General features: G+C 71.4%; 18 protein-coding genes. 8 read left to right on the top strand and 10 right to left on the bottom strand.

Annotated elements, in window-relative coordinates; translation table 11 throughout:
- The first annotated feature begins 52 nt into the window (after positions 1-52).
- Complete coding sequence (locus QNO26_RS01790) at positions 53-892, top strand: alpha/beta fold hydrolase (RefSeq protein WP_257638696.1); 840 nt, start codon at positions 53-55, stop codon at positions 890-892.
- 12 nt (positions 893-904) lie between these two features.
- On the opposite strand, the gene QNO26_RS01785 is transcribed toward QNO26_RS01790, so the two are convergent.
- Positions 905-1,471, bottom strand: coding sequence for a TetR family transcriptional regulator (locus QNO26_RS01785; protein WP_257531857.1), 567 nt, complete (start codon positions 1,469-1,471; stop codon positions 905-907).
- 49 nt (positions 1,472-1,520) lie between these two features.
- Here QNO26_RS01785 and QNO26_RS01780 point away from each other — a divergent pair, with 49 nt between their 5' ends.
- Positions 1,521-2,582 carry an SDR family NAD(P)-dependent oxidoreductase gene (locus QNO26_RS01780; RefSeq protein ID WP_257531855.1) on the top strand — a complete coding sequence of 354 codons (1,062 nt, stop codon included), beginning with the start codon at positions 1,521-1,523 and terminating at the stop codon, positions 2,580-2,582.
- A 71-nt stretch (positions 2,583-2,653) separates the two neighbouring features.
- Here the strand turns inward: QNO26_RS01780 and QNO26_RS01775 are convergent, their stop codons facing one another.
- Positions 2,654-4,918, bottom strand: coding sequence for a glycoside hydrolase family 3 C-terminal domain-containing protein (locus QNO26_RS01775; RefSeq protein ID WP_257531853.1), 2,265 nt, complete (start codon positions 4,916-4,918; stop codon positions 2,654-2,656).
- A 56-nt stretch (positions 4,919-4,974) separates the two neighbouring features.
- Here QNO26_RS01775 and QNO26_RS01770 point away from each other — a divergent pair, with 56 nt between their 5' ends.
- Complete coding sequence (locus tag QNO26_RS01770) at positions 4,975-6,486, top strand: carboxylesterase/lipase family protein (RefSeq protein ID WP_257531851.1); 1,512 nt, start codon at positions 4,975-4,977, stop codon at positions 6,484-6,486.
- On the opposite strand, the gene QNO26_RS01765 is transcribed toward QNO26_RS01770, so the two are convergent.
- Genes QNO26_RS01765 through lplAB form a run of 3 tightly spaced genes read right to left on the bottom strand, consistent with a single transcriptional unit; the run spans position 6,479 to position 9,478 of the window.
- Positions 6,479-7,465: an LLM class F420-dependent oxidoreductase gene (locus QNO26_RS01765; RefSeq protein ID WP_257638697.1), complete on the bottom strand. Its 987-nt coding sequence runs from the start codon at positions 7,463-7,465 to the stop codon at positions 6,479-6,481. The genes QNO26_RS01770 and QNO26_RS01765 overlap by 8 nt on opposite strands.
- 4 nt (positions 7,466-7,469) lie before the next feature.
- Complete coding sequence (locus QNO26_RS01760; RefSeq protein ID WP_374679396.1) at positions 7,470-8,450, bottom strand: DNA-methyltransferase; 981 nt, start codon at positions 8,448-8,450, stop codon at positions 7,470-7,472.
- Complete coding sequence (gene lplAB, locus QNO26_RS01755) at positions 8,429-9,478, bottom strand: lipoate-protein ligase LplAB (RefSeq protein WP_257531847.1); 1,050 nt, start codon at positions 9,476-9,478, stop codon at positions 8,429-8,431. Before lplAB ends, QNO26_RS01760 begins: the two co-directional genes overlap by 22 nt.
- A gap of 188 nt (positions 9,479-9,666) precedes the next feature.
- On the opposite strand from lplAB, the gene QNO26_RS01750 reads away from it, so the two are divergent.
- Positions 9,667-11,178, top strand: a complete 1,512-nt coding sequence (locus QNO26_RS01750; RefSeq protein ID WP_257531845.1) for a DEAD/DEAH box helicase — start codon at positions 9,667-9,669, stop codon at positions 11,176-11,178.
- A 136-nt stretch (positions 11,179-11,314) separates the two neighbouring features.
- Here the strand turns inward: QNO26_RS01750 and QNO26_RS01745 are convergent, their stop codons facing one another.
- Together QNO26_RS01745 and QNO26_RS01740 are read right to left on the bottom strand one after the other, a co-directional pair.
- Entirely contained in the window at positions 11,315-12,202 is an 888-nt protein-coding gene (locus tag QNO26_RS01745; RefSeq protein WP_257531843.1) for an alpha/beta hydrolase, read from the bottom strand.
- Between the two features lie 70 nt (positions 12,203-12,272).
- A complete protein-coding gene (locus tag QNO26_RS01740) occupies positions 12,273-15,569 on the bottom strand; it encodes a family 20 glycosylhydrolase (protein ID WP_257638698.1) in 3,297 nt (1,098 codons plus the stop codon).
- Positions 15,570-15,801: 232 nt separating this feature from the next.
- On the opposite strand from QNO26_RS01740, the gene QNO26_RS01735 reads away from it, so the two are divergent.
- From QNO26_RS01735 to QNO26_RS01725, 3 genes are all read left to right on the top strand, one after another.
- Positions 15,802-16,803: a LacI family DNA-binding transcriptional regulator gene (locus QNO26_RS01735; RefSeq protein ID WP_257531839.1), complete on the top strand. Its 1,002-nt coding sequence runs from the start codon at positions 15,802-15,804 to the stop codon at positions 16,801-16,803.
- A 74-nt stretch (positions 16,804-16,877) separates the two neighbouring features.
- Positions 16,878-17,336, top strand: a complete 459-nt coding sequence (locus tag QNO26_RS01730) for a MarR family winged helix-turn-helix transcriptional regulator (RefSeq protein WP_257531837.1) — start codon at positions 16,878-16,880, stop codon at positions 17,334-17,336.
- Between the two features lie 5 nt (positions 17,337-17,341).
- The gene (locus QNO26_RS01725; protein WP_374679397.1) at positions 17,342-18,706 is read left to right on the top strand and encodes an MFS transporter; all 1,365 of its coding nucleotides are present in this window, start codon (positions 17,342-17,344) and stop codon (positions 18,704-18,706) included.
- Positions 18,707-18,747: 41 nt separating this feature from the next.
- Here QNO26_RS01725 and QNO26_RS01720 read toward each other — a convergent pair whose 3' ends face one another.
- From QNO26_RS01720 to QNO26_RS01710, 3 genes are all read right to left on the bottom strand, one after another.
- Positions 18,748-20,001, bottom strand: coding sequence for an FAD-binding protein (locus QNO26_RS01720; RefSeq protein WP_257531834.1), 1,254 nt, complete (start codon positions 19,999-20,001; stop codon positions 18,748-18,750).
- 138 nt (positions 20,002-20,139) lie between these two features.
- Positions 20,140-21,072: an LLM class flavin-dependent oxidoreductase gene (locus QNO26_RS01715; protein ID WP_257638699.1), complete on the bottom strand. Its 933-nt coding sequence runs from the start codon at positions 21,070-21,072 to the stop codon at positions 20,140-20,142.
- A complete protein-coding gene (locus QNO26_RS01710) occupies positions 21,069-22,016 on the bottom strand; it encodes an aldo/keto reductase (RefSeq protein ID WP_257531830.1) in 948 nt (315 codons plus the stop codon). The genes QNO26_RS01715 and QNO26_RS01710 overlap by 4 nt, the downstream gene beginning before the upstream one ends.
- A 285-nt stretch (positions 22,017-22,301) precedes the next feature.
- Between QNO26_RS01710 and QNO26_RS01705 the strand changes: the two genes are divergently transcribed.
- Positions 22,302-22,451 (top strand): hypothetical protein, encoded by a 150-nt coding sequence (locus tag QNO26_RS01705; protein WP_257531827.1) that lies wholly within the window; start codon positions 22,302-22,304, stop codon positions 22,449-22,451.
- Positions 22,452-22,466: the final 15 nt, after the last annotated feature.

The raw sequence follows: 22,466 nt of genomic DNA, 5'->3' as shown, positions 1-22,466 counted from the left end.
TAGCGTCGAGACGATGTCGAGGCATCCGTCCCCCTCGACGTGAGGAGCAATCGTGGCGTTCATCACCGTGGCGACCGAGAACTCGGCCGATGTCGACCTCTACTACACAGATCAGGGCAGCGGCCGGCCGGTCGTGCTGATCCACGGGTTCCCGCTCAACGGCGAGTCCTGGGGCAAGCAGCAGGCGGCGCTGCTCGATGCCGGCTATCGCGTCATCGCCTACGACCGCCGCGGCTTCGGCGCGTCGAGCAAGACGGCGACCGGCTTCGACTACGACACCTTCGCCGCCGACCTCCACGCGCTCATGGAGGAGCTGGAACTCGAGGACGCCACTCTGGTGGGCTTCTCGATGGGCACCGGCGAAGTCGCCCGCTACCTCTCCCGGTACGGCTCGGGGCGGGTGGCGCAGGCGGCGTTCCTCGGCTCCCTCGAGCCGTATCTCGCGATCACGGGTGACAACCCCGACGGCGCCGCGCCCGCGGAGTTCTTCCAGCAGACGGCGGATGCCGTGCGCGCCGACCGCTTCGCCTTCCTCACCGGGTTCTTCCACGACTTCTACAACCTCGACGACCTGCTGGGGGACCGGATCTCCCAGGAGGCGGTCGATGCGAGCATCGCCGTGGCGAACCTCGCCGGCAACGCCGCCATCACCGCGGCGCCGCTGACCTGGCCCACCGATTTCCGCGAGGACATCCCGCAGATCTCGGTTCCCGCGCTCATCGTGCACGGCACCGCCGACAACATCCTGCCGATCGACGCCACGGCGCGACGCTTCCGCGAACTGCTGCCGTCGGCGACCTACATCGAGATCGACGGAGCCCCGCACGGGCTGCTGTGGACGCATGCCGACGAGGTCAACGACGCGCTGCTGGCCTTCGTCGGCACGCACTGAATCGCACCCGGGTCAGGGCGCGAACGCCCGATGCAGCATCCGCCGTGCACGGTCGGCGGCGGCGGCACGGTCGGCGTCGGCGGTACGGGCGAGTTCTCCCGCGAGCATGCCGGCGGCCAGCGCCACATCATCGGTGTCGACGTGCGCACCCACGTGCCCGGCCGCGCGCTCGCGTGAGAGCACCCGGTCGACCACACTGCGGAAGCGCTGCCCCAGCGCCTGCACGTGCGGGTCGTCGCGGTGGCCGGACGTGAGGTCGATCAGGGCCGTGGAGACGACGGCCTGGCTGATCACGATGTCGAACAGGTCGTCGAGCGTGCGGTCGTCGCCGGCGGTGTGCTCCTCGATACGCTCGACGTTCTCCTCGAACAGGGCCGCGGCGAGCGCGGTGCGATCGGGGAAGTGGCGGTAGAGACTGCCCTGCCCGACCCCGGCGCGCCTGGCCACCGCGGAGAAGGGCGCGGCGACGCCCGACTCGGCGAACACCTCGCGCGCGGCACGCAGCAGCGCCTGCCTGTTGCCCGGGCCGGCTGCCGGTCCCCGGTTGGCCTTTCGCCGGTCTTCCACGTCAGATCCCACGGGTATAACCTAGTACCGGACAATCGTGTCCGGTAGAAGGGATCACACCATGGGCACCACCGCTCTCTCCGGCGACTCCGCCATCGCCGACTGGCTGGCCGACCCGGCCGGCAACGCCATCCTCACCGAGATGCTGGCCGCCGGCGGACAGACCCCCGAGGTCTTCAAGCCCGTGCGTCGCCTCGCCATCAAACGACTCGTCAAATTGAGCCGCGGCTCTTTCACCCAGGACATGCTCGATGACCTCGTGCGCCGCGCCGCTGCGGGAGAGGTGCCCGCCGGCGCCCCCGCCGCGCCCGCGCAGGCTCCCGAAGCCGAAGACGCGGGGGCCCCGGCAGTGCCGTTGCGCGAATGGACCGAGCGCATCGACCAGGGCCGGTTCACCGGCAAGACCGTCATCGTGACGGGGGCGGGCTCCGGCATCGGACGCGCCACGGCGTCGCGCGTCGCCCGTGAAGGCGGCCGTGTCGTGGCCGTCGACGTCAGCGAGGAGCGCCTGGCCGAATTCGCCGCGGAGCACCCCCAGTCGGACATCGTCACGATCGTCGCCGACATCACCGACGACGCCGGCATCGCCCGCATCGTCGCAGCCGCCGGCGACACCATCGACGCCTTGGCCAACGTGGCCGGGATCATGGACGACATGACGCCGATCGGCGAGGTGACCGACGCCGTCTGGGACCGTGTCATGGCCATCAACGTCACCGGCACCATGAAGCTCACCCGGGCGGTGATCCCCGCCATGCTCGCCCAGGGCGGGGGCTCCATCGTCAACACCGCCTCCGAGGCGGCGCTGCGCGGATCGGCCGCGGGTGCGGCCTACACCGCGTCGAAGCACGCGGTCGTGGGCCTGACGAAGTCGACGGCGTTCATGTACGGCCCGAGCGGGATCCGCTGCAACGCCGTCGCGCCGGGCGCCACGATCACCAACATCGAGGCGAAGTTCGCCTCGCCGCTGGGCGCCGAGCGCGTGCGCGGCGCGATGGCGATTCTCCCCGACCCCGTCGAGGCCGACGCCCTGGCGGCATCCATCACCTTCCTCCTCAGCGACGACGGCGTGAACATCAACGGTGTCACCCTCGCCAGCGACGGAGGCTGGTCGGCAGCCTGACCCGAACGGGCTGCGGGCAGAAGACCCCGGGAGCGCATCGCGCCCCGGGGCCTCTGTCATATCCGTGCGACTCAGCCCCGCACGGGGGCGGTCGCGTTGGCCATCGCCACGAGCTGCTCCACCTGCTCGTAGCTCACCGGCACCCCCGGGAACCCGGCCAGGCGCCCGAGCGGGAAGGATGCCATCATCTTCTGCATCCCTTCGTCCGGCGCTGCGCCCCCGAGCATCGCCGCCATCGCCTGCTGCACGAGCGGCCCGGCCACGGGATGCGCCAGCAGCTCCCCCACCGACGACGACATGGTCAGCGGCAGCGCCACGTCGTCACCGGCGACATCGACCGTCGCCGCACCGCGGACGTCACGGCTGGACGCGCCGACCTCCAGCCGGTACGCCCCGCCCTCGACGACCCACCGGTCGACCCGCACGTCCCAGTAGGCCAGCTCCGCCCGCGGCACGACGATCTCGACGGTCCGCTCCTCCCCGGCATCCAGCGTCACTCCCGCGAACCCCTTCAGCTCCCGTGGCGGGCGGGCAACGGCGGACGACGTCGGCGCCGCGTAGACCTGTACGACCTCACGACCGGCGCGGGAACCGGTGTTGGCGATGCGGACGTGCACCCGCAGGTCGCCGTCCGCGGTGACGGATGCCGACGGCTCGCCGTAGGCGAACGTCGTGTACGACAGCCCGTGGCCGAACGGGTAGGCCACATCCAGCGCGCGGGCGTCGTAGCCGCGGTAGCCCACGAGCACGCCCTCGCCGTAGCGGACGTGCCCGGCCTCCCCGGGGAAGTTCCCGAACGAGGGGGTGTCGGCCAGGCGCAGCGGCACGGTCTCGGTGAGCTTCGCCGACGGGTTCACCACGCCGAACAGCACGTCGGCGGTGGCGCCGCCGCCGGCCTGCCCGAGCAGTGACCCGTCGACGATCGCGGGGACGCGGTCGCGGAAGGGCAGCGCCACGACGCCGCCGTGCGACAGCACGACGACCGTGCGGGGATTGGCGGCGATCACCGCGTCGAGCAGCACGAGCTGGTCGGCCGGAAGGTCGATGTGCTCGCGGTCGAAGCCCTCGGATTCGGCTGCCGCCGGCAGTCCGAGGAACACCACGGCCGTCTCGGCGTCGCGCGCGGCGGCGACCGCTTCTGCCACGAGCGCCTCGGCATCCGGCTCCCCACCCTGGCCGCCGTCCCCCGCCAGGTCGAATCCGACCGCGGAGACCACGCCGCCCTCGCAGAGCGCCCGCATCTCGGCCAGCGCGGTGTCGAGCCGGGTGGGGTTGATCAGCGACGACCCGGCGCCCTGGTAGCGCGGCTCGGCCGCGAACGCGCCGATCACCGCGATCCGCGCCCCGCGGGGCAGCGGCAGCAGGGCGCCGTCGTTCTTCAGCAGCACGATCGAGCGGCCCGCCGCCTCGCGCGCCAGCGCGTGATGGGCCTCGACGTCGAGGGGCGCGGATGCCGCGGGCCGGTCCCCCGCCCGGCGCACCAGGTCGATGACGCGCTGCGCGGCGGTGTCCACGACACCTTCGCCGAGCGTCCCGGCCTCGACCGCCGCCACCAGTTGCGCATCGGTGCGGCCGCCGCTGGAGGGCATCTCGAGGTCGAGGCCCGCCGCGAGCGCGGCGACACGGTCGTCGACGGCGCCCCAGTCCGACACGACGAGGCCTTCGAACCCCCACTCCTCGCGCAGCACACGGGTGAGCAGCCACGGGTCCTGCGAGGCGTAGACGCCGTTGATGCGGTTGTACGCGCACATCACCGTCCACGGTCGCGCCTCGGTCACGACCCGCTGGAACGCCCGCAGGTAGATCTCCCGCAGGGGCCGCGGGTCGACATCGGCGCTGACCCGCAGCCGGTCGGTCTCCTGGTTGTTCGCCGCGAAGTGCTTCAGCGACGCACCGACCCCCTGCGACTGGATGCCGCGCACCGCCGCCGCCCCCAGCACCCCGGAGAGCAGCGGGTCCTCCGAGTAGTACTCGAAGTTGCGTCCGCACAGCGGCGAGCGCTTGATGTTGACGCCGGGCCCCAGCACCACGGCCACGTCCTCGATCGCCGCCTCACGCCCGATCGCCGCGCCCACCCGCTGGACGAGCTCGGCGTCCCACGACGTGCCGAGCCCGGCAGCAGGCGGAAAGCAGGTGGCCGGCACGCTGGCGGCGAGCCCCAGATGGTCGGCGGCTCCGGTCTGCTTGCGCAGGCCGTGCGGACCGTCGGTGAGCATGATCGCCGGCAACCCGACACGCGGCACCGCCTTGGTTGTCCAGAAGTCCGCGCCGCTGGTGATGCCGGTCTTCTCGTCGAGGGTGAGGTCGGACACGGCCGGCACGCGCTGCGCTGTCATGGCCTCACGATATCCGCGGACCCCCGCGTCGGACACCCGCGGATTACGCTTCATCCATGACCGAAGATCCGCTCGTCACCACCTCCGCCGGCCGGGTGCGGGGGTTCTGGCGCGAGAGCGACGGGGCGCGGTCGGCGGCTTTCCTCGGCATCCCCTTCGCCGCCCCGCCGGTGGGCGCGCTGCGCTTCGCCGAGCCGGTGCCCGCGACCCCGTGGGAGGGGGTGCGGGACGCCACCGCCCACGGCGCGACGCCGCACCGCTCCGACGAAGGCATGACCCTCATCCCCGAGCCATCGATCCCGGGCGAGGACATCCTCAACGTCAACGTCTTCACCCCGTCCCCCGGCGGCTCCGACCTGCTGCCGGTGCTGGTGTACATCCACGGCGGCGGCTTCACGACGGGCTCTCCGGCCAGCCCGTGGTACGACGGCCGCGCCTTCAACCGGGACGGGGTCGTCACGGTCACGGTGTCGTACCGGCTGGGCTTCGACGGCTTCGGTCTCATCGAAGGGGTGCCGCCCAACCGGGGCGTGCACGACTGGCTGGCGGCCCTCGAATGGGTGCAGGAGAACATCGCGGCGTTCGGCGGCGATCCGGGCCGCGTCACCATCGCGGGGCAGTCCGCCGGCGGGGGCGCCGTGCTGACGCTGCTCGGCATGCCCGCGGCCCAGCACCTCTTCCATCGTGCGATGGCGTTCTCCAGCGCGATCGCCGCGGTGCGCCCCGAACGCGCCGCCGCGACGTCGCAGCGGCTGGGCGTCCTCCTCGGCGTCCCGCCGACGCTCGAGGGGTTCAGCACCGTCCCGGAGGAGCGCATCATCGCCCTGCAGGACACCGCCGGGCTGCCCCGCAGCCGCGACCGGCTGGAGCCGCTGCGGGAACTGCTCGGCGAAGGACCACCCTGGGGGCCGGTGGTCGACGGCGACCTGGTGCCGCAGCCGACTGTCGCCGCGATCGCCGCCGGCGTCGGCGCCGACAAGCCGCTGCTGCTCGGGGCGACCGACGACGAGTTCACGATGGTCACCGACAAGCTGGCCGCGGCTCTCCGGCTGCTGCCGGCATCGCTCGCCCTGCGCGTGGTCATGCCCGGCCGGCGGGCGACGATCCGCGGCTGGCTCGCCGCGAACCGCCGCCAGCGACGCCTCGGCACGGCGGCCGTCCTCGGCCGCTACGCCACCGACCAGGTGTTCCGCACGCTGGTCGTGAGGGTCGCCGAGGCGCGCACCCGTGCGGCAGGCGTGGTGGGCACCGACGCGGCGGCCCCCACGTGGGTCTACCGCTTCGCGTGGCAGTCCCCCGTGCGACGCTGGGCGCTGCACTGCCTGGACGTGCCGTTCTGGTTCGACTGCCTGGACGCTCCGGCGGTGGCCTCGATCGCCGGCGACGACCCGCCGCGCTCGCTCGCCGCCGCGATGCACGGTGCGGCCACGGCGTTCGTGCGCGACGGCGACCCGGGGTGGCGGCCGTGGTCGGCCCGGCCCGGCACGACCCGCGTCTTCGGCGGCACGACGGCCACCCCGGACGTCATCGGCAACGGCTACGACGACGCCCGCCCTCTGCTCAGCTGAGCGCGGGGATCACCTCGGACTCGAACAGCTCGACGCCGGAGCGGTCGTAGGCCAGCTCGGGGAAGTAGTGGATGGCGTACCCCAGGCCCCGCTCGCGCATGGCCTGCAGGCGCTCGATCACCTGGGCCGGTGTTCCGACCAGACCGCGGCCGCCGCGGTACTCGGCCATGAAGCCGTCGGTCGCGTCACCCAGGTGGGGGCGCACGCGCACCTCGATGGCGTCGAGACGGTCGGCCACCTCTGCCTCGGTCGCGCCCACCACGGTGTTGAAGTTCGTCGACAGCACGACCTCGCCCGGGTCGCGGCCGAGGTCGGCGCAGTGCGCCTCGAAGACCTGCTTCTTGTGGCTGAACTCCTCGGGGTCGCTCGACCAGTTGGTGTACGAGGCGTACTGCGCGGCGATGCGCAGCGTCTTCTTCTCGCCGCCGCCGGCGATCCACATCGGGATGCCGCCCTGCTGCACCGGCTGGGGCTGCACGATGGCGCCGTCCACCTGGTAGTGCGCGCCGTCGAGCGTCGCCTGGCCGGTCTCCCAGGCCTGCCGCATGATCTCGACGCCCTCGGCGAGCATCGCGAGACGGTCGCCGATGCGGGGGAAGCCGTAGCCGTAGGCCCGCCACTCGTGCTCGTACCAGCCGGCGCCGATCCCCATCTCGACCCGGCCCGCCGAGACGTGGTCGACGGTCGCGGCGACCTTCGCCAGGTAGGCGGGGTTGCGGTATCCCATGCAGGTGCACATCTGGCCGAGCCGGATGCGGCTCGTCGACGCGGCGAACGCCGACATCAGCGTCCACGCCTCGTGCGTGGCCTCCTGGCTCGGAACGGGCACGGTGTGGAAGTGGTCGTAGACCCACAGCGACTCCCACGGGCCGGCGTCGGCACGCTGCGCGAGGTCGCGCATGAGGGTCCACTGGTCGGCGGGGGCGATGTCGACGAGATCGTGTCGCCAGCCCTGGGGGATGAAGGTTCCGAAGCGCATGCGCTCAGCCTACGGATGCCGCGCCGCCGGGGCACCCCTCGATTTCGCCGTGCACGGTGGCGTGCGGCATCCGCTGATGCATGATCGCGACGGCCTCGGGATTGGCATCGACGAGCACGGCGTGCCGGCCCAGGGCCGAGGCGACGGCGCCCGTCGTGCCGCTGCCCGCGAAGAGGTCGAGCACGCGGTCGCCGGGACGGCTGGACGCCTGCACGATGCGGCGCAGGATCCCCTCGGGCTTCTGCGTCGGGTAGCCGGTCTTCTCCCGCCCCGACGTCGGCACGATCGTGTGCCACCAGACGTCGGTGGGGAGCTTTCCGCGCGCCGCCTTCTCGGGGGTGACCAGGCCCGGTGCCATGTAGGGCTCGCGGTCCACGGCCGTGGAGTCGAAGTGGTACGCGGCCGGGTCCTTCACATAGACCAGGATCGTGTCGTGCTTGGTGGGCCAGCGGCGACGGCTCTTCGCGCCGTAGTCGTACGCCCAGATCAGCTCGTTGAGGAAGCGCTCACGGCCGACGAGGGCGTCCAGCAGCACCTTGGCGTAGTGCGCCTCGCGGTAGTCCAGGTGCAGGTAGAGGGTGCCGTCGTCGGCGAGCAGGCGCCATGCCTCGGCCAGGCGCGGCTCGAGGAAGTCCCAGTAGTCCTCGAACCGGTCGTCGTATCGGCTGAGGTCGCCGCGCAGCCGGGCGTACTCCCGCCCGCGGAACCCGGCCTTCACGGGGCCGGACACCGTGGTCTTCGACGCCGGCCCGAGTCCGACCGCATCGTCGGGTGCGGCGGTCACGTCGACGACGGACTCGACGGCGCGTTCTCGGCGACGGCCGGTGTTGAACGGCGGATCGAGGTAGATGAGGGTGAATGCCCCGTCGGGCAGGGTGCGCGCGACGGCCAGGTTGTCCCCGGCATGGATGTCGACGCGACCGGGTGCGTCGCCGGGGTCGCCGGGGTCGCCGGGTTCGCCGGTCACGGAACGCGGTGCAGCCACGCGTCGGTGGCGAACTTCGACTGTACGAGCGCCTCGGCCTCGGCGTACTCCTCGTCGCTGATCGACCCCTCCGTCGCGCCGTAGAGGGTCGCGAAGGTGGTCTTGAAGCGCTCGATGATCTCCTCGCGCGGCAACCCGGTCTGGCTGCGCAGCGGATCCACCCGTTTGGCGGCCGACGCCGTGCCCTTGTCGCTGAGCTTCTCGCGGCCGATGCGCAGCACCTCGGTGAGCACCTGCCCGTCCATGTCGTAGCTCAGGCTGGCGTGGTGCAGCACGCCGCCGTTGGCCAGGCGCTTCTGCGCAGCCCCGCCGATCTTGCCCTCCGGGGAGGAGATGTCGTTGAGGGGCTTGTAGGTGGCGTCGATGCCGAGGGAGCGCAGCGCCTGCAGCGCCCAGTCGTCGAGGAACGCATACGAATCGGCGAACGTCATGCCGGCGACGAGGGATGCCGGCACGTACAGGGAGTACGTGATGATCCATTCCGCGGAGATGAGCATGGCGCCGCCGCCGGAGATGCGCCGGACCACCTCGAAGCCGTGCCGCGCGGCCCCTTCCGGATCGACCTCGTTGCGATACGACTGGAACGAGCCGATGACGACGGCTGAGGCGTCCCACGTCCAGATGCGCATGGTGGGCTTGCGGCGGCCATCTCCGACGCGGGTGGTCAGCACCTCGTCGAGGGCCAGGTTCATGTTCGGCGAGAGCGGCCGGTCGTGCACGATCTCCCACTCGAAGTCGCGCCATCCGGGAGCGGTCACCAGCGCGCGGCGCACCGCGGTGCCGACCGCCTCGGGGGTGAAGCCCAGCAGCTGCGCGCCCTCCGGCAGCGCGGCGCGGACGGCGGCGGCGATGGTGGCGACGTCGGACTCGACGGGAAGCCCCGTCACCGCTGCGTCGATGTCCGCGAGGGCGTCATCGGGTTCCAGGAAGAAGTCGCCGGCCAGGTGGAAATCGGTGATCAGTCCCTCGTCCACCTCGAGGTCGACGACGACCAGTTTGCCGCCAGGGACCTTGTACTCACCGTGCATGGGTCAAGCCTACGGCGCTGCGCTGGTAGGGTGGTCGTGTGGCCTCAGTGCCACTACGTCGTCGTCACGACTCCCCGATCCCGATCGCGGCATCTTTTCGAACGGCGAACCGATGCGCGAATCCGCGCCGTCGCCTCCTCCGCACCGCGATCCTCCCATGATCTGCGTGTGCCTGCCCGAAAGCACACATGTCTTCTTCCTTCCTTTCCCTCGGCGTGCCCGAGAAGCTCGCTGCCGTCCTCGCCGCCGAGGGCAAGACCGACGCGTTCGCCATTCAGCGCGACACGCTCCCCGACTCCCTCGCCGGCCGTGACGTGCTCGGCCGCGGCCGCACCGGCAGCGGCAAGACCATCGCCTTCTCGCTGCCGCTCGTGGCGCGTCTGTCCGGCGCCGGAGCCGCCGCGCGGCGTCCCGGCCGCCCCCGCGGCCTGGTGCTCGCCCCGACCCGCGAGCTCGCGACGCAGATCGCTGCGACCATCTCCCCTCTGGCTGCTGCCGTCGGGCTCAACGTCACCACCGTCTTCGGCGGCGTGAGCCAGCGCGGGCAGGAGCAGGCGTTCGCCCGCGGCGTGGACATCGTCGTGGCGTGCCCCGGTCGCCTCGAGGACCTGATGAAGCAGAAGGTCGTCGACCTCAGCTTCGTCGAGATCGTCGTGCTCGACGAGGCCGACCACATGGCCGACCTCGGCTTCCTGCCGGGCGTCACCCGCATCCTCTCCGCCACCCCCGCGGGCGGCCAGCGCATGCTGTTCAGCGCCACGCTCGACCGCGGCGTCGACACCCTCGTGCGCAAGTTCCTGCGCGACGAGGTGCGTCACGAGGTCGACGAGTCCAGCGTCCCGCAGGGCGTCATGACCCACCGCGTCTTCGTGGTGCCCGGCGCCGATGAGAAGACCGCGCTCGTGCGCCAGCTCGCGTCGGGCCAGGGGCGCCGCATCCTCTTCACCCGCACCAAGCACCAGGCCAAGAAGCTTGCGAAGCAGCTGACCGCTTCCGGCATCCCGGCCGTCGATCTGCACGGCAACCTGTCGCAGGGCGCCCGTGACCGCAACCTCGCCTCGTTCGGCGCCGACACCGCCAAGGGCGGCGTGCGCGTGCTCGTGGCGACCGACGTCGCCGCGCGCGGCGTTCACGTCGACGACGTCGAGCTCGTCGTCCACGTCGACCCGCCCGTCGAGCACAAGGCATACCTGCACCGCTCGGGCCGCACCGCCCGTGCCGGCGCCGAGGGCGTCGTCGTGACCGTTGCGCTCGACGCGCAGCGCGGCGAGGTCAAGGATCTGCTGCGCAAGGCGAAGGTCTCCGCGGCTCTCGAGCCCGTGGCCGCAGGTGCCTCCGCCGTTTCGGTGCTGGTCGGCGAGCCCGCCGCGCACGTCACGCCCGCCCCCGTCACCGCAGCGCCGCAGCGCTCGGGTGGCGGCGGCCGCAACGGCGGCTCCGGCCGCGGCGCCGGCAACGGCGGTGGACGTTCGGGCGGTTCCGCCTCGGGTGGTCGCTCCGGTGGCTCCGGCCGCGGTGCCGGTACCGGTCGCGGACGCGACGGTCAGGGCTCGGGTGCCGCACGCACCGCGAGCGCGCCCGCCGCGGCATCCAGCCGGTCGTCACGCCCGGCCCGCCCGACCACCGGCGCCACCGTCGCCGACATCCGCGCCAACGCCGGCACCGGCCGCGGTCGCGGCTCGCGTCGCGCACACGGCTGACCCGCGCGGTCGCTTGACCGCGGCGCTGAGGCCAAACCGGCGCTGAGACTGCATCTGACGGCCGAGACAGTGGGTGATACCCATGGTCTCGGCCGTCAGTTGTCGTTTCACCGGCTGGGGCGGCCGGCGGGCGGGCTCACGGGGCGGGAACGGCCTCGGGGTCGGTCACGTGGGGGCGCGGCGGGAAGCGCGCGTCGAGCCACGCGATGAGATCGGCGCGCACCTGCGCCTGCTCCACCTCGTTGTAGATCTCGTGGCGCGCGTCGGGATAGACGAGCGTCGTGACGTCGCTGAACCCGCTGCGGCGCCGGTACGCGTCGGCCAGCCGATGCACGCTGCGCGGTCCGCCCACCGTGTCGTCACGGCCCACTTGCAGCAGCACCGGCAGATCCACGCCGGGGTTGCGCCGCGGGCGCCCGTACAGGCGCAGGGCGTCGAGCGGGCCGAAGAGCTTCAGCAGGGGCACGCTCGTGGTGAGCGGGTCGTCGAGGAAGGCCTGACCGATCGCGGCGTCGGACGACAGCCACTCAGCGCCCGTCGCCTCCTCGGTCTTCCAGGGGGCGTTGAGGTCGCCGGGGTTGAGTGACCCCGGCCACCGCAGCGCCGAACCCGACAGCACGAGCGCGTCGTAGGCGAAGGGATGCTCGTCCACCAGCATCTGCGCGAGGAACGACCCCCACGAGTGCCCGAAGAGGATGAGGGGCAGGCCGGGGTCCTCGTCGTCGTGGATGATCCGGGTCAGCTGCCAGATGGCTTCCTTCGCCGCCCGCAGCCCGCCTTTTCCGAGCCGGCCGAGCTTTGACGCATCGCCGCCGTGCTGGCGCATGCCGGTGCGGCCGTGGCCCCGGTGGTCGTCGGCGTACACGGTGTACCCGGCGTCAGTGAGGGTCTCGATGAGCGCGTTATAGCGCCCGGCGTGCTCGCCGACGCCGTGCAGCACCTGCACGATGCCGCGCGGCTCGGTACGGGCGGGGTGGACGTCGTAGACGATCGCGATGCCGTGCGCATCGATGAACTCGGGCATGCCGATGAGTCTAGGGTGACCCGTGCGCAGAGGACCCCGCCCACAGGCGGAGCCCTCTGCGCGCGGCGGGTCAGGACGCCTGAACCGCCCTGCGGCGCCTCAGGAGCGCCAGCCCGATGCCGATGATCAGCAGCAGCACGCCCGTGGCGATACCGCCGGCAACCGCCAGCTCACCACCGGTGTTGGCCAGCGAGCCAGCCGACTCGGGGTCGGTGGCTTCCGCACCCCCACCTCCCCCGGCACCCGGCACCGCCGGGAGGTCGCCGGGCTGCACCGGCGCCGCGGGGACGTCGCCAGGTCGGGCTGGCGCCGCGGTGACCGCCAGGGTCCCGCTTGCCTGGGCGGCTGACACCGCTCCGACCGCCGCGAGCACGTACGTGCCCGCTGCCGTGGCCGGCGGGATGACCACCACGCCGCTGAAGGCACCACCGGCATCCGCAGACAACTCCAGCAGGCTGGCCGCCGCGGCCGCACGGCTCATCGTGGCCACCGGCTGCCCCAGCGTGAAGCTCACCGCTTCACCGGGGGCGAACCCGGTGCCCGAGACGGCGACCTCACCGCCGGCCTGAACGCTCGCCGCGCTCAGATCGATCTCCGCCTCATCGAACACCGGGATCGCCGCGGCAGGACCCGCGGCCGCCAACTCGCCGATGGTCGCCCACGGCTGGCCGTTGATCGCGCTCCGGGAGACGAGCTTGATGTAGCGCGCCTCCTGGGCAGGGAAGGCCGCCAGCTGTGCGTCTGCGGTGTTCTGGAAGGCACCGCTGACGACAGGCTCCCCCCAGTCACCGTTCACCGTTGCCACAGTGCTCGACACATACACGTCGTACTCGTCGATGCGCCCGTTCGCCGCACCGGTGCCGGCTCCGCCGGACCGCGCCGTGTACCACAGACCGCACACGGACTCATCGGCGCCCAGGTCGATGACGACCGAGTGCGGATGTCGCGGCTCGACCGGTGAGTACTGGGAGTGCCAGTAGGTCGCCGGGTCACCGTCGATCACCGCGCTGGCGGGACCACTCGGCCTCGGTTCCCCGCTGCTCTGCTCGGAGGATGCCACAGCGGCCGAGGGGCGTACCGTTTCCGCCGAGCACACCCCGACGGTCGAGACCGCGGTCTGCGTGAGGACGGTCCCATCGGCCCCCACCAGCTCGAACACGAACGTGCCCGTTCCGGAGGCCGAGTTGACGTTGTGCAGGACAAAGGCCGCTTCCCCCATCTCCCCGGGCGCCAGCGGCTCCAGCGGCACCGATGCCGGCAGCGCTGTCCATCCGGCGGCTGCCGAGGCGACGCGCACCGTCGCGCCTTCCAGCACGGAGCCGGCCATGTTCGTCACAGTGACGGCGACGTCACCGCTGGTGCCGGGAACGGCGGACAGCGCAGTCGGCGTCGCCGTCATCGCGACGTCACCCACCACCTTCCACACCGTCTTACCCCAGTCGCCGGGCGTCTGCACGACACGACCGTCGGCGACGGTCTTGAACCCCTCGCGGGCCACCGGCACGTCGACCAGGCTGCGGGAAACGGACACGAACTGCTGGCTCGCGGCGTTGACGATCGTGTAGCCACCGTCGACCTTGCGCAGCTGCCACTTCTGCAGAGTCGTGGTCGCACAGGTGCTCAAGCGGATGTCGGCACCGATCTCGACCGGCACATCCAGGCGCATGGTGCCGTCGCGCGCCAGATCGAGGCAGAGACCGTCGGTGGAGCGGATGGTGTAGTAACCGTCGGCGGTGCGAGTGAAGGCCAACGGCGCACCGGCATCCGACAGAACGAGCCCTCCGTCCTCACCCGCTGCAAGAGCACCCTCACCGGCTGCACCCGTCAGCGTGAACGTGCCGTCCGGCAGCGGCTGGCGCTGCACCTCGTCCCAGAGCGGCGCACGGCCGATGGTGTCCATGTCGGCACGGAATTCCGCGAAGGTCGCCCAAGGCCGCGAGGCGGACCAGGTCGCCTGCGCGACGAAACGCAACGGTTCGAACATGCGTGCCTCGGTGGTGTTCTCCGCCTCGCTCGGCGTACCACCGTCGGGCCAGATACTCATCCGCGCGCCCAGGATCTGATCGGTACCACGGGTGACGGTCTGGTCGTAGAAGACCTCCGGGGTCCAGCCCTGCTCGTAGAGACGCTGCGAGTTGACCCCGTAGCCGCCACGCACCATGTAGAGCGAGTTGGAGATGTTGGCGACCTGGTGCCCCCAATCGATGAACTGCTGAGGCTTGACGGTGGATGCCGCCGGGTTCCAATGCTCGACGATGATGTCGGTGTCGAAGTCGACGAACTGGTTGTCGGTGATGACACCGTCATTCCAGATGCGCAGCTTCTTGTCTTTGGACTTGACGTAGTCGTTGACCTTGTTGACGTACCACGCGACGACGTCGTTCTCCGTAGCACCGGCACCGAACTCCGCCTCCGCGAAGCGTTTGACCTGGGGGAAGTTGGCGTAGCCGCTGCCGAGCATGTACTCGTCGACGCCCATGTGCCAGTACTCGGTCGTGAAGACGTCGAAGTACTCATCGATCAAGTCGGCGTAGAACTCGAACGACTCGGGCTTGGTGATGTCCATGCGGACCTCGTCCTTGGCCCCGGTCCGCTCATTGGTCAACTGCAATTCCGGCTTGTTCTCCAGCCAGATTTCCATATGACCGGGAGAGTTGATCTCCGGGATGACGTCGATGCCGTAGGCGCCGGCCTTCGCCACGAGGGCGGTGATGTCGTCCTTGGTGTAGTACGACCAGGTGTTGGTCTCTGGATAGGCGTCGACCTTGACCTTCAACTCCACGAGCATCGTGTTGAGCTTGAGGAAGGCCATCTCCTCGATGAGACGGTCCATGAATTCCGTGGAGATGTTGATCACGCAGGCGCAGACGGTGACGCCGCGCTCCTCGTATTCCGGCACGTCGATGAGAGAGCCCTGCGGCAGGGTGTCCTGCTGCATGAGCATCTGCACGACGGTGCGGGTGCCGTAGAAGACGCCGGCCGGGTCCGCCGCGACGATCTCGATGCGATCGCCGACCTTGAGTTCGTACCCCTCGGTCTCGAGGTCCGTGCGGCCCTCATCCAGCCGAAGCACGATGTCACCCGCTGCACCCGGCCCGGCCGTCACGCTCACCCCGGCGTAATCCACGGCGAGTTCTTCGCGCAGGATGCCTGCGATCGACTCGAGGCGCTCGCTCTCGGTGGCGACAACGACCGCGAGGTCGTCGGCGGCGCCGAAGGAGCCGCCCGATTGCTGCCACTGCTCGATCGACGGGATCACGGAGGGAAGCTCCACGGGTCCGGGGTCCAGGGCGGAAGCGACAGCGGGGGCGGTCGCGACGAGCGAGCTCAACGCGAATGCAACGGCGGTCATGGTTGCCGTGAGCACGGTGGGCAGCCTTCGACTGCGGCGCTCGGTCGGTGACTTCACTGAGACCTACTTTCTCGGACGGTCATTGTCCGGTCGCACCATGCTGTGCGACCTATGGCATCGATAACATATGGGACGTTGCTATGCTCTGTCAACGGTGGAACGGGGCGCCATCAGCCCTGCCGGACGACGAAGCGAGGCGCGAGTGGGGAAGGCTCCGAGCGAGGGGCGCGAGAGCAAGCCTCCCGCCATGATCGATGTCGCGCGCGAGGCCGGCGTCTCTGCTCAGACCGTGTCACGCGTCATGCGCGACCACCCCTACGTGACCGCGGACAAGCGCAGGCGAGTGCTGGCTGCCGTGGAACGGCTGGGTTACCGGATGAACACCGCCGCCCAGGCACTGTCTTCCGGACGCACACGGACGATCGGCGTCGTTGCCATGGCAACCGAGTCGTATGCCGGGTCGATGACTCAAGCGAGTCTGGAGCGTGCCGCCGACGAACTCGGATACAGCGTCGTGGGCACTCAAATCTCCTCGCTCGATGCGAGCGCGATCAGCGCGGCGCTGCGCCGACTGGAGCGACTCGGTTCCGAAGCGATCATCCTCGCCGTACCTCTGCGCACTCACGACAATCGGATCGAGGAGATCACTGACCGACTGCCCACGGCGACGATCGGCGGGTCTCCCGTGCGCAGGGCGCGCTCGCTCGCCGTTGACCAGCGAGAGCTGGCACAACTGGCCACCGACCATCTGCTGTCGCTGGGGCACGAAACGGTGTGGCACGTGTCCGGACCGGAGGACTGGGTGGATGCCGCGGAGCGATCTGCCGGGTGGCGCGCGTCGCTGGACGAGGCGGCGCGACCGGTACCGGACATCATCCATGGCGACTGGAGCCCGGAATCGGGGTACGCGGCGGGGCGCTCCCTGGGTGCCCGTACCGACGTCACGGCAGTGTTCGTGGCGAACGATGAAATGGCATTCGGGCTCATCCGCGGGCTCAACGAAGCCGGCCGTCGCGTTCCCGCGGACGTCTCCGTTGTCGGCGTCGATAACATCCGACTCGCGGCCTTCTGCTCTCCTGCGCTGACCACCGTCGCGCAGCCGTTCGCAGAGCTGGCTCGCGCAGCCGTGGGTTACGTCACCGCGCAACTCGAAGGGCGCGACGATCCGCCCGGAGAGCTCACGGTGCAGCCTCACCTGGTGGTTCGCGCTTCCACGGCGCCGATGAGAGGGCGCCCCACACCGGATTGACAAGCCCCGCGGGCGCTGCACGGCCGCCTCCCCGGTTTACTTAGCAACACTAATGAGCTATGCTAATGAACCGCATGACAACGACAGACGCCTCCGCTCCGCCCTCCCCCACCGCCGATCTCGCCGCCGCGGCATCCGACCTGCGCATGGCGACCTTCCGTCTCGCACGACGCCTGCGCGCCCAGCGCGCGGTCGACGAGATGAGCGACGGCCAGTTCGCGGTGCTCGCCGCTCTCACCGTGCACGGCCCGCATGCCCTCGGTGAACTGGCCGACCGCGAGCGCGTGTCGGCGCCGTCGATGAACCGCACCGTCAACTGCCTCGAGGAGTCCGGCTACGTCGCGCGCACCCCCGACGAGCAGGACCGCCGCAAGGTCACGATCTCGCTCACCGACGCCGGCCGCGCCGTGGTCGAGGAGACCACGCGCCGGCGGGACTCGTGGCTCGAGGCCGCCCTGGCGTCGCTGAGCGACGCCGACCGCGACGTGCTCGCGCAGGCCGCCGACATCATGCGGGAGGTGGCCTCGCGATGAGTGCGATGTTCCGCTCCTTCTCCATCTTCAACTACCGCGTCTGGTTCATCGGCGCGCTCGTGTCGAACATCGGCGCGTGGATGCAGGCGACCGCGCTCAGCTGGGTCGTGCTCACCGCCCTCACCGACAACGACGCCGGCGCCATGGGCATCACGATGGCGCTGCAGTTCGCCCCGCCGCTGCTGCTGGTGGGCGTCACCGGATGGGTGGCAGACCGCTTCGACCGGCGCAAGCTGCTCATGCTCACCCAGAGCCTGCTGCTGCTGGTCGGGCTCGTCATCGGCGCGCTGCTGCTGGCCGACGTCATGACGCTCGGCCTGATGTACGGGTTCGCGCTGCTGCTGGGCGTCATCTCGGCGTTCGACAACCCGTCGCGCCAGGCGTTCGTCTCGGACCTCGTCTCCCGTGAGAACGCCTCCAACGCCGTCGCGCTCAACGCGGCATCCTTCAACGGCGCCCGCATGATCGGCCCCGCCGTCGCCGGCGTCGTCATCGTCGCGGTGGGAACCGGCTGGGTGTTCTTCGTCAACGCGGTGACCTTCCTCGCGATGATCGGCGCCCTCATGCTGATCCGGACGGACGAGCTCATCCCGCGCGTGAAGGCGCCGGGCGCCTCGCGGCTCGCCGACGGGTTCCGCTACGTCGGCAAGCGCCCCGATCTGATGGTCGCCTTCGCGATGGTGTTCCTGCTCGGCGCCTTCGGCATGAACTTCCCCATCTTCGCCTCGACGATGGCCCTGGAGTTCGGCCAGGAGGCCGACGGCTACGGCCTGCTCAGCTCGATCCTGGCCGTCGGGTCGCTCATCGGCGCGCTCTTGGCCGCCCGCCGCGACCGTGCCCGCATCCGCGTGGTCATCCTCGGCACGCTGATGTTCGCCGTCGCCATCACCGTCTCGGCGTTCATGCCCAACTACTGGCTGTACGCGCTGACCCTCATGCTCACCGGCTTCGCCGTCGTGACGACCCTCACCACCGCGAACGGCTACGTGCAGACCACGACCGACCCCGCCCTGCGCGGCCGCGTGCTGGCGCTGTACATGGCGATCCTCATGGGCGGCACTCCCCTCGGGGCCCCCATCGTCGGCTGGGTGGCAGCGGAGTTCGGCCCGCGCGCGGCGATCCTCCTCGGTGCCGTCGCGGCGTTCGTGGCGTTCGCGATCGGCGCCACCTGGATGCTCGTGTCCGGCCGTGTCCGCCGCTCTGAGACACGGCGGTTCGGCGTCACGCTCGGCGAGACCCGTCCTGTGGCCATCGTGCCGCCTGAGGCGTTCTCCGACGAGATCGCGGGCACCACGCCGATCCGGCTACCGGACGACCGCGAGCGGGACGCCCGGGCCGCGCGCGAGGCTCGGGAGCGCTTCGCGGGCTGACCGGTCTCTGCGAACAGCGCTGACACCGTCGCAGGCGGGCGTCAGCGCGGGTCGCGCACGCCCACGCGCACCAGGTGCGCGTTGACGAAGCGACCGTCCGGGTCGAGTCGCTCGAACACGCCGCGGGCGTCGGCGAGGCGCGGGTGCACCCGCTCGATCGCGGCGCGGTCGAACGCGTGCGCCTTGCCCCAGTGCGGGCGCGCCGCGAAGGGGGCCAGCGCGTCCTCGATGCCGGGCAGCAGCGCGGCGACCTCATCGGGGTGGTTCTCCCACGTGAAGTGGATGATCGCGGCATCCCGCTCGTAGGCGGGGCTCAGCCAGAGGTCGTCGGCGGCGGCGGTGCGCAGCTCGGTCACGATGAGATGCGGGCGGATGCCGTCGCCGAGGCCCCTCACGGCAGCGAGCGCGCCGGGGGCGTCGGCGCGGTCGACGAAGTACTCCGTCTGGATCTCGTTGCCGAACGACGGCTGCATGTCCAGGCGGAAGTGCGGCAGCCGCAGCAGCCAGGGACCGGGCACGCCGGCGAGCTCCGTGACGTTCGTCATGCCCTCGAGGGGGGACAGCCCGGTGAGCTCGCGCTCGCCGTCGAGCAGGGTGTCGCCGATCGGGTCGTCGTCGGCATCCAGCCGGGTCTTCACCCACACATGGCCGAGGGTGTCACCCTCCCAGCGGGAGAACACCGAAACGCTGTAGCCGGCGGAGGTGAGCTCGTCGTAGCGGGCGAGCGCGGCATCCCAGGTGACGCCGGTGTAGATGTCCTGCCGCACGCGGAAGGTGGGCTGCACGTCGAGGGTGACCGTGACGGTGATGCCGGCGGCGCCGAGCCCCACCGCGAGCGCGGGGAAGTCGGGGTCGCCGCGGCGCACCTCGTGCACGTCACCGTCGGCGCCGACATAGCGCAGCGACCGCACGGCAGCCGAGAGCACGCGGTTGCCGTTGCCGGATCCGTGGGTGCCGGTCGCGATCGCGCCGCCGACGTTGATGTGGGGCAGCGAGCCGAGGTTGCCCAGGGCCCAGCCGCGCTCCTCGAGCCAGAGGGCGAGGTCGCCGTAGCGGGTGCCCGCACCGACGGTGATGGTCTGCGCCGCCTCGTCGAGCGCAAAGGCGGGCTCGATGCCGGTGACGTCGATGAGCGTGCCGTCGGTGTCGGGGAGGTCGGTGAAGGAGTGCCGGGTGCCGAGCGCGCGGACCGGGCCGCCCGCCGCGACGACCCGGCGGACGTCGTCGATCGTCTCGGCCACCGCGATGCGCGGCGCCCGGTAGGTGTAGTTCCCTGCCCAGTTCTGCTGCGGCATGCCGCCCCCTCGCCTTTTCGCGTTCCCCACAACATAACCCGAGCCGGGTGAGCCGTGGTCGTCTGGGCGAGTATCCGCGCCCACGTGCTGCCACCTGCTGCCACGTGCTGCCTCGCGCTGGTTCGACGGGACGAATCCTCAGTCGAGGACGGCGGCCAGGGACTCCAGGGCGGCGAGGCTGTCGCCGACGGGGATGAACACCGAACTGTGCACACCGGCGCCGGCGAGCTCGTCGATGCGCGCACGCACCTGCGCGGCTGTCCCGACGAGCGCCAGCTGCCGCACCCACTCGTCCGGCATCGTGCGCGCGAACTCCGCCCCGTCGGCGCACCGTGCGCGCAGGGCTGCGAACTCGGCCGCGAACGGCAGCGGCTCGATGTGCGGAGCCCAGTCCGGTTCGCCGATCGCGGCCAGCCCGGGGCGCGCCGTCGCCAGGGCCGCCGCGGCATCCGCGTCGACGACGCCGACGTTGTAGGCGACGAGCCGATGCGGGGATGCCGCGTCGATCCGCGCCACCGCCGCCCGCGCGTACTCCGGGGTCACCGGCTCGGCCAGCACGGTGCCGTCGGCGATGCGCCCCGACAGCGCGAGGGACTTCGGGCCGCGCACGCCCAGCAGCAGCGGGGGCCGCTCGCTCGGCACCGCTGTCGAGTCCAGGTGCACGTCGCTGTCGAGCGCACCCCCGGCGAGCAGGGTCCGCACCGCCGTCACGTGGGCCTCGAGCGCCCCCAGCGGGCGGGACGGCCATGCCCCGACCGCGCGCATCCAGTCCGGCATCCCGTGCCCGATCCCGGCGTCGATCCGCCCGGGGAACAGCTGCGCGAGCGTGGCCAGCTCCATCGCGGCGAACGCGGCGTTGCGGGCGCCGGCGGGGAGGATGCCGATCCCGACGCGCATCCGCTCGGTCCACGCCAGCACGGCACCGGCCTGCGCGATGCCGCCGCGGAATCCGAGGTCCTCGACGATCCACAGGTCATCGAACCCGAGCTCCTCGGCGCGGCGGACGAACGTCTGCACCTGGTGCGCGTCGAGGTCGCGGGGCAGCATGACGCCGATCGCGGGGCGGCTCACAGCGCGGCCGCCGCGTCCTGCGCCGCCAGCGGGGTCGGCGCCGGCCCGAGCGCGTCGAGGTCTCCCCAGAGCGCGTCGGGCACCGAGGTGTCGCGCAGCGCAATCAGCTGCTGCAGCCGCCGCGTCGAGGAGATGCCGACGATCGTGGAGTCGACGAGGTCCGAGCGCAGCGAGAAGTGCAGCGCCGCCGCGGCCAGCGGCACACCGTGGTCGGCGCACACCGCCTCGGCGCGCTGGATCCAGGTGACGAGTCCGGGCGAGGCCTCGGTGTAGCCGTACGATGCCCGCGACGCCGACCCCTTCGCGAGGATGCCGGCACCGAACGGCGCCGCGTTGAAGACCCCCATGCCGCGGCGGCGCGCGTCCGCGAACAGCGCCTCGGCGCTGCGATCGACGAGCGTGAAGCGATTGTGCGACAGCACCAGATCGAACAGACCGGTCTCGACGTACCGGGTCATCAGCGGGATCGGCCCCGCCGCGATGCCGATCGCGTCGACGGCGCCCGAGTCCCGCAGCTCACGCATCCCCTCCAGTCCCCCGCCGGGCGCGGTGGCTTCCTCGAAGGTGACGCTGAAGGGGTCGTGGAAGTGGAGGATGCCGACGCGGTCGACGCCGAGCCGCGCGAGGCTCTCCTCGTAGGAGCGCAGCACCCGGTCGCGGTCGAACGCGCCGGCCTCCGGGTCACGGTCGACCTTGGTGGCGATGCGGGCGGCGGCGCGGCCCCCCAGCTGCGCGAGGGCGAGGCCGAGCACCTCCTCGGACCGGCCGTCGCCGTAGTTGTTCGAGGTGTCGACGAGCGGGAAGGGACCGGTGAGCAGGTCCACCGCCGCCGCGACGGCTGCGGCCTCTTCCGCCGAACCGGGAGCGGTGCCGTCACCGAGCGACGAGGTGCCGAGGGTGATGTCACCGACGGGAATGCCGGTGGTGCCGAGGGTGCGGGTCATACGAGTCGCCTTTCGAGCGGAGAAGATCAGGACGGAGCCGAGAGGCGCAGCCGACGATCGTCGGCGCTCCGCGCCTCGGGCCCCGCTCCCGGCCGATCCTACGGGCGCCCGCCGCGATCGCCGGTGTCGCGAAGAGCCGCTCGAGTGTCGCGTCCGCACAGTGCGGCGCTCGTTCCACGCTCCTTTGCGACACCGGAGCAGCGCCGAGCGGTATCCGCCGTGGCACCTCGCCGGGGTCAGCGCAAGCCCGGTGCGGCCGAGCGCGGTGACCCCTACCGTGTCGTCATGGACCAGGACCGCGACAACGCTCCAGCCGCCGACGACGAGGAAGCCCCGCTCGGTGGTGACGAGGGCACACAGGACCAGCTCGAAGCCGACAACCCGGCTGAGGAGGAGACGCTCAAGACGCTCGACCCCGACAGCCCGCCCGCCTGAGGCGGCCGGAATCGC

The sequence above is a fragment of the Microbacterium sp. zg-Y1090 genome (assembly GCF_030246945.1).
GTDB lineage: Bacteria > Actinomycetota > Actinomycetes > Actinomycetales > Microbacteriaceae > Microbacterium > Microbacterium wangruii.
This window is presented reverse-complemented; position numbering and strand designations above follow the sequence as displayed.

What these genes read in the sequence shown, in the direction of transcription:
- QNO26_RS01745 (WP_257531843.1), bottom strand. Translation starts at nt 12,202, where the DNA reads ATGCCCGAGTTCATCGATGCGCACGGCATCGCGATCGTCTACGACGTC.
- QNO26_RS01775 (WP_257531853.1), bottom strand. Translation starts at nt 4,918, where the DNA reads ATGACAGCGCAGCGCGTGCCGGCCGTGTCCGACCTCACCCTCGACGAG.
- QNO26_RS01780 (WP_257531855.1), top strand. Translation starts at nt 1,521, where the DNA reads ATGGGCACCACCGCTCTCTCCGGCGACTCCGCCATCGCCGACTGGCTG.
- lplAB (WP_257531847.1), bottom strand. Translation starts at nt 9,478, where the DNA reads ATGCACGGTGAGTACAAGGTCCCTGGCGGCAAACTGGTCGTCGTCGAC.
- QNO26_RS01765 (WP_257638697.1), bottom strand. Translation starts at nt 7,465, where the DNA reads ATGCGCTTCGGAACCTTCATCCCCCAGGGCTGGCGACACGATCTCGTC.
- QNO26_RS01725 (WP_374679397.1), top strand. Translation starts at nt 17,342, where the DNA reads ATGTTCCGCTCCTTCTCCATCTTCAACTACCGCGTCTGGTTCATCGGC.
- QNO26_RS01710 (WP_257531830.1), bottom strand. Translation starts at nt 22,016, where the DNA reads ATGACCCGCACCCTCGGCACCACCGGCATTCCCGTCGGTGACATCACC.
- QNO26_RS01720 (WP_257531834.1), bottom strand. Translation starts at nt 20,001, where the DNA reads ATGCCGCAGCAGAACTGGGCAGGGAACTACACCTACCGGGCGCCGCGC.
- QNO26_RS01770 (WP_257531851.1), top strand. Translation starts at nt 4,975, where the DNA reads ATGACCGAAGATCCGCTCGTCACCACCTCCGCCGGCCGGGTGCGGGGG.
- QNO26_RS01705 (WP_257531827.1), top strand. Translation starts at nt 22,302, where the DNA reads ATGGACCAGGACCGCGACAACGCTCCAGCCGCCGACGACGAGGAAGCC.
- QNO26_RS01735 (WP_257531839.1), top strand. Translation starts at nt 15,802, where the DNA reads ATGATCGATGTCGCGCGCGAGGCCGGCGTCTCTGCTCAGACCGTGTCA.
- QNO26_RS01730 (WP_257531837.1), top strand. Translation starts at nt 16,878, where the DNA reads ATGACAACGACAGACGCCTCCGCTCCGCCCTCCCCCACCGCCGATCTC.
- QNO26_RS01750 (WP_257531845.1), top strand. Translation starts at nt 9,667, where the DNA reads ATGTCTTCTTCCTTCCTTTCCCTCGGCGTGCCCGAGAAGCTCGCTGCC.